This is a genomic window from Komagataeibacter ossonobensis (assembly GCF_057359305.1).
On sequence record NZ_JBXAYQ010000035.1, the window covers coordinates 25,223 to 31,461 of the forward strand.

General features: G+C 54.0%; 6 protein-coding genes and 1 pseudogene. 4 read left to right on the top strand and 3 right to left on the bottom strand.

Annotation, left to right across the window (positions count from 1 at the left end; all coding sequences use genetic code 11):
• From AC1RQ9_RS15000 to AC1RQ9_RS15015, 4 genes and pseudogenes are all read left to right on the top strand, one after another.
• Positions 1–252 (top strand): aldehyde dehydrogenase family protein, encoded by a 252-nt coding sequence (locus AC1RQ9_RS15000; RefSeq protein WP_485987597.1) that lies wholly within the window; start codon positions 1–3, stop codon positions 250–252.
• Positions 143–648: pseudogene (locus AC1RQ9_RS15005) on the top strand (aldehyde dehydrogenase family protein). Before AC1RQ9_RS15000 ends, AC1RQ9_RS15005 begins: the two are co-directional and overlap by 110 nt.
• Positions 649–786: 138 nt before the next feature.
• Positions 787–1,875 carry a phosphotransferase gene (locus AC1RQ9_RS15010; protein ID WP_485987592.1) on the top strand — a complete coding sequence of 363 codons (1,089 nt, stop codon included), beginning with the start codon at positions 787–789 and terminating at the stop codon, positions 1,873–1,875.
• Positions 1,876–2,349: 474 nt separating this feature from the next.
• Positions 2,350–3,171: a M20/M25/M40 family metallo-hydrolase gene (locus tag AC1RQ9_RS15015; protein ID WP_485987593.1), complete on the top strand. Its 822-nt coding sequence runs from the start codon at positions 2,350–2,352 to the stop codon at positions 3,169–3,171.
• 202 nt (positions 3,172–3,373) lie between these two features.
• On the opposite strand, the gene AC1RQ9_RS15020 is transcribed toward AC1RQ9_RS15015, so the two are convergent.
• The 3 genes from AC1RQ9_RS15020 to AC1RQ9_RS15030 all read right to left on the bottom strand — a co-directional run bounded on the left by AC1RQ9_RS15020 (position 3,374) and on the right by AC1RQ9_RS15030 (position 5,833).
• Positions 3,374–4,009, bottom strand: a complete 636-nt coding sequence (locus AC1RQ9_RS15020) for a MarC family protein (RefSeq protein ID WP_485987594.1) — start codon at positions 4,007–4,009, stop codon at positions 3,374–3,376.
• Positions 4,010–4,175: 166 nt separating this feature from the next.
• Positions 4,176–4,331, bottom strand: a complete 156-nt coding sequence (locus AC1RQ9_RS15025) for a hypothetical protein (protein WP_485987595.1) — start codon at positions 4,329–4,331, stop codon at positions 4,176–4,178.
• A 611-nt stretch (positions 4,332–4,942) separates the two neighbouring features.
• A complete protein-coding gene (locus AC1RQ9_RS15030; RefSeq protein ID WP_485987596.1) occupies positions 4,943–5,833 on the bottom strand; it encodes a transporter in 891 nt (296 codons plus the stop codon).
• Between the last annotated feature and the right edge of the window lie 406 nt (positions 5,834–6,239).

Below are 6,239 nucleotides of genomic sequence, written 5' to 3' on the forward strand. Positions count from 1 at the left end.
ATGCCCTATTCCGATACCCTGTTGTTTATTGATGGCCAGTGGAAAGTGGCCAGTGACAGGATCCTGGCATCGCTTGCGGGTGCGCACATGAAGCGGGTGACGCTGGAACTGGGCGGTCATGGTCCGGTCATTGTCACGGCGGATGCCGATATCGAGGCGTGCGGTCTTCATCCTTGCCGCGGCCAAGATCCGCAATGCGGGACAGGTCTGTGTTTCCCTTACGCGGTTTCTGATTGGAAAAGGGGTCTTTGATGAATTCTGGACCGCCTATGTCGCCTGCATGCAAGCACTTGTGGTGGGCAATGGCCAGCGTTCCGCCACGCAGATGGGACCACTGGTCCGCCAGCGGCGGCTGGAAGCGATCGAGGCCCTGGTCAATGAGGCATGCGACAGGGGGCAAAGGTGGAAACCGGCGGTACGCGCCGTGCAGGACCGGGTTATTTCTATTCCCTCACCGTGCTGACGGTGGATATGCGTATCATGAACGAGGAACCCTTTGGCCCGATCTCTCTGCTCTGTCCCTTTGATACGCTGGAAGATACGATTGCCGAGGCAAATCGCCTCCATACGGGCTGGCGGCCTATGCCTTTACGGGGTCGGGCGTGGTTGCGGCGCGACTGCGCGATACGGTGCGTACGGGTATGCTGACCATCAACCATATAGGTCTCTGTCCCTGCCGGAAATCCCCTTTGGCGGGATCGGGGATTCCGGTTATGCCTCGGACGGCGGATCAGGGGCACTCGACGCCTACCTTGATACCCGTCTGGTGACATCAATGGATTACATGTGAACAGGGGGCACCCGATGGGCGCGACTGTCTCTCCCCCCGGCGAGGGAACAACCGGATCCGATTTTGAAGCGGCGCTGACCCTGCTTGAACAGCCATCGCGGCCCGTATCGATGGAGGACGCCACACGGATCGCGCATGACATGTTCGGTATGACCGGCGTGGTGTCACGCCTGCCGGGAGAGCGTGACAGGAATTTCCGCCTCCGGTCCGCGCAGGGCGGGGATTATGTGCTGAAAATCGCCCATTGTGCCGAACGACCGGACGTGCTGGACCTGCAGGACAGTGTCCTGCGCTACCTTGGGGCGGAAGACCCGACGCTGGCCGTGCCGAAACTGCTGGCCCCCTGTGTGCCGCATCCCGTATGGCGCGATTGCGCGGGTAACGAGCGGATCGTGCGGATGGTGACATTCCTGCCCGGTACGCCACTGGGCAACCGGGCGACGACGGTGCCGCTCTGTACCTCCATTGGAGAAATGCTGGGGCGGCTGGACCGGGCTTTGGCGGGCTTTCGCCATCCGGCCCAGTCCCATGCGCTTTTGTGGAATTTACGCAATGCGGGCTATATGCGCAATTTCATCCGTTATTTCCCAACCGGGGCGCAGGGGGCGCTGGCCCGCGCGGCGCTGGCGGCGTTCGAGCAGCAGGTGCAACCAGTCATGGCGACACTGCCCGCGCAGGTGATCCATAACGACTTCAATGTTCATAATATCCTGTGCAGCGAGCAGGCCATCAAGGGCGTTATCGACTTTGGCGATGTGATATGCGCCCCGCGCGTGCAAGATCTTGCGATTGCCGCATCGTACATGATGGGCACCGGCACACAGCCGCTGGAGCAGTTCATGGCGATCCTGTCTGGCTATTGCCGCACCATTGCACTCACGAAGGTCGAACTGGCATGCCTGCCCGCAATGATGGGCGCGCGGCTGGTCATGTCGCTGGGCATCAGTTCATGGCGCGCCAGCCGCAATCCCGCCGATGCCGAATACATCACGCGCAATCAGGCAATTGCCTGGCAGGGTCTGGCCCGGCTGGAGGCCCTGCAGGACAGCCTGCGCGATATGATGCTGACTTTCGTAACGACGTAAACCGCACGGAAACACGGGCCGATACGACCCGGAGTGCCGGACGCGGGTCAACAGCGTAGGGTCATGATGCAAAGGTTGGTCAGATGCACAGGAATGCAAATATCACGATTGATGGTGCCCGTCTGAATGAGGACATTGCCTTCACGTCCTGTTTTGGCGCGACCGCTACGGGGCGGGATCCGTCGGCTCGCCCTTTCTGAGGAGGACCGCCTTGTCCGTGACTGGCTTGCCACGCGGGGCGCGGTACTTGGCTGTTCCTTTACGGTAGGTAGTTCCTGCCCCTGCAGGGAAATGATCCTGACCTGCCACCGCTGATGATGTGCAGTTACCTTGACACCCAGCCCACCGGTGGCATTTATGGCGCGCTGGGCGGTCTGGCCGTATTGCGTGCCTGCAGGGCTGCGGAAATGTATCACGTCATTCGATCGAACTGGCCAACTGGATCAATGAGGAAGGGGCACATTTTGCCCATCCTTGACGGCAACAGGCGTTTTTACGCTGGAGCAGGCCTATGGCCTTGTCGACCGGGATGGGGGCTGTCTTGGTGACGCCCTGCAGGCGATTGGCTACGGGGGCGATGAACCCTGCGGCGCCCATCCGGTTGCCGCTTACTTCAAATTGCATATCGAGCACGGACCAGCGCTGGAGAATGCGGGTAGGACCATCGGCGTCATGACAGGCGTGCAGGGCATGCGGTGGTTTGACGTGACCCTGATTGGCCAGAAATCCCATGCCGGTACTATGCCCATGGAATTGCGTCGGGACGTCTTGCCGGCGGCCGATGTGGCAACGGCACATGGTCCCGATGCCAAGGCAACCATCGGGATCATCGGCGCCAATCCGGACGGTCGCAACGTGGTGCCGGGGGAGGTGCGCATGACGCAGGGCCTGCGCCCTCCGGATAATGTCGTGGTGGACAGGATGGAAGGGGCCTTTTGGGCACGGGCGGCCGAGATTGCGCGCGGGGCACGGATTGATGTGTCGATCAAGGAAAGCTCGGTCTCTCCTTCCGTGCCGTTTGATCCGGTCTGCGTAAGCATGGTGCGGAATGCGGCAACCCGGGTGGGGCTGAGTCATCGCGACATCATTTCTGACGCGGGACATGACGCAGCCTATATGGCCCGGATCTGCCTGACCGCGATGATCTTCATTCCCTGTCGTGACAGATTGAGTCACAATGAGGCGGGATACGCCGAACCGGATGATATCGTAGCAGGCGGACACGTGCTGATGCGCGCGATCATCGCGGCGGATGAACATTTCGACCCGGTCTGCGTCATGGGAGGGACGTTTTGAAAATAACTCAATGATAAGAAACAATAAAAGTTTTTGGGTGCCGCCTTTTTACAAAGTGGTGGCGTTCTTCGAAGCCTTCTGAAAAAAATCTTCACCAAAAACATTCTTATGATTGCAGGACATTTCCTGACCTGCCTGTTTCAAGCAGCCTTTTGAAACATCTTCAGAAAATACTGCTTTTCTGGAAACATGACCTGCGGGATTAACGGGACAGTCCGGGCAGTACCGCCTTGATCCCTGCAATAACCATACCGACGGAAATGGCCAGCAGGATCATGCCCATCAGGCGCGTGGTGATGGTGCGCATGGTTTCGCTCATGACCCTGCCGATCTCCGAGGCAAAAAACAGGGTAACAAACAGGATAAGGAGTATGCCCGCGATAATGCCGCCTATCTCCGCCATGTCGGTCAGCGAACTGCCATGGCCGGTATAGATGATGATGGTCGCGATCGTGCCCGGACCAATCAGCATGGGGAAGGTCAGGGGATAAAAGGCCAGACCGGACAGGTTCTGCAACTGGGCCTGTTCCTGATGACTGCCCTGATGGGAGGGGATGCTGCTGCCATTAAGCATCGACCACGAAATCCGGGACAGGACAATACCGCCCGCCACACGGAACTGGTCAATGGTAATACCAAAGAAACTGATGATTTTCTGCCCGGCCAGGAGAATGATCAGGCACATGACGGCCGAAAAAAGGGTGACCTTGACAGCAAGCGCACGCTGCTGGGCCACCGAGAACCCTGATGTCATTGCCAAGAAGACGGGCAGGCTCAGGAAAGGGTTCATGATGGCCAGAAACGTACCCAGCGCCTTGACGATTTCTGTATGGTCCAATGGTTGATGTCTTTCGTACTATGCCATCTATGTCAGGAAAAAATAAAATGTCTCATACGGGCATAATGTGCGGGCGCCAACCCTTTTACCTTGCGCTGGCGGCAGGGAAGATATGTGTCTGATGCTGTATCGTGTTCGCGTTGTATCATGCGGAAACGCCATGGCATCATGGCTCCGCATGGATGCAGGTTTCTTCTACTTTTTTCATGTTGTTCGCGGCGATATGGGCTTCGGACAGGGTATCGTAAAAAGACCGCAGGCTGTCGCATTCCATGGCATACATGACGGAATTGATCGGTCGTGCTTTATTGAACCAGTCCATCGCCTTTTCGTCAGGGTCCGGTCCGTCTGTTTCTTCTGATATGTCAAAATATCTGTTGTCCCGAAAACCGACGGTTTTATTTATCTGTTTTTTAGTCGTGACTGTAGGGTATATCCCGTTTCAGGGTATGGCCGAATATCAATGGGGGAGGTATTTTTCAGAACTTTTTTGTATTGTATCTCATTATTAAAGTAAAAAATATATTTTATTGAATTGTCATTTTCAAAAATGGGTAGCAGTATTTTTTTTGGCCCGTATGGGGACAGCGGAAATGTTCGCCAGCCTGATTTTTGAACAAATCATATCTTTGATATGCTTCATTCATGCCGCATCGACTGCCAGTCCCCGATGTTTCTGATCTACATAACGTAATGTCATTCTACCGTAAAAAGATGGTTCAGCATGATTGCAAAACTGGAAGGTAGTCAAGAACTACACTGCAATCATAAGAAATTTTTTGATGAATATTTTTTCGAAAATCTTAGTAGGGCATCGCTTTTTTGAAAAGTATACACCCAAAAACTCTTATTTTTATTATAATTTTACTTTTTTGTCACTTAAAATAAAATAGTTTATATTGTTCATTATCACAAAAAGGCTGACGAATAATTTTACCATAGATAAACGAATTTGACATAATATGCATTGCTTTCCGTAATGTTTCGTCCATCAACGGAATGTGAATATCGTGTAGTAAAGGAAACATGTTTTGTTATGTTGAACATGGCGCCAAGGCCCAGAGTTATTTCACGACTGTTTGAATCATCCAGATACTGGCCCGCTGTCCGGTCATAGGTACCCTTGACATTCTGCCAGTCCAACGCGAAGAAAGGCTCGAATAACCGCGTAGCTTTCCAGCTGAAGCGCAGATTGGTGTAAAAGACCACACCGGGTGAATAGGTGTGGCCGCCTTTTATATGCTTTGCCGCCCCCGCGACAGTGCCGGCATCACCATCAAAGCTGAAATGTTTCCATTCATAATCAAAAATAAAGCTGGATATGTTCGACCAGTAATTCGGGGACGTTGCATCCCGCGTGCCAATAGCGGTCTGCATGAAGGTCTGTATGCCAAATGTGCTGTGCCTGTTGGGTTTGAACCATGCCGCTGGCCCTACGATGGTTGGACCAAGCCCGCCGTAATTTGTACCATCCGCCAGGCTGTAGCTTTCAGTCTGGATCAGTTCAAACGCGAAACCGACATGGGGGATGGCATCGAAACTGCGGAAATGGACATATTTGGTCATGCCTGACCATGTATGACTGCCTCCACCGGGTTTACGCTGGCCTAGACTGTTATAGGAATTTCCTGCCGCATTCCCATCGCCATATTGCACTATTACATTGAACGGCTTGAAATCAACCGGCAGGTCATATTCGTGGGGACCGATGATGCCAAGCGTGACGTCCGCAGCGTGCGCGCCGGACGCACAGAATAACATGATGGAGGGGATGGTGATACGGAACAGGGCACTGAACCCGGACAATCTTGCCAGTAGAGACATGGGACGAAATCCCCGGAAAAGGAGCAGGCGCAGGGCTTTTCCCGTGACCTGCATTGTTAATCACTGGGCGGCATGATCGTCCTGTGTACCATCGCGTGCGTAGGTGATGATGTCGTCCTTAAACCTACAGGTACCAAAGCCATCATGGCCGCTTCCATTTCCATGCAGGACATGGATGTCGCCTTCCGCCAATAGGCGAGGGGTTCCATATCCCCTGCCGGTGGCAGGATCGAAGAGATGCGGGCACACCATCTGCTGCATCTCCAATGAATGCAATGCGTGAGAAAGTAAAAATATTGATATTTATGTTGTATATATTTATAATATCATACAAATTATTGTGTATATGAAAATACCGTTATTTCGGGTGTGTCATAAATTTCTGTCGAGCGGACTTTATTCATAA

Excerpts from the sequence above, each read along its gene's own strand:
- AC1RQ9_RS15000 (WP_485987597.1), top strand. The coding sequence starts at position 1 with ATGCCCTATTCCGATACCCTGTTGTTTATTGATGGCCAGTGGAAAGTG.
- AC1RQ9_RS15025 (WP_485987595.1), bottom strand. The coding sequence starts at position 4,331 with ATGGACTGGTTCAATAAAGCACGACCGATCAATTCCGTCATGTATGCC.
- AC1RQ9_RS15030 (WP_485987596.1), bottom strand. The coding sequence starts at position 5,833 with ATGTCTCTACTGGCAAGATTGTCCGGGTTCAGTGCCCTGTTCCGTATC.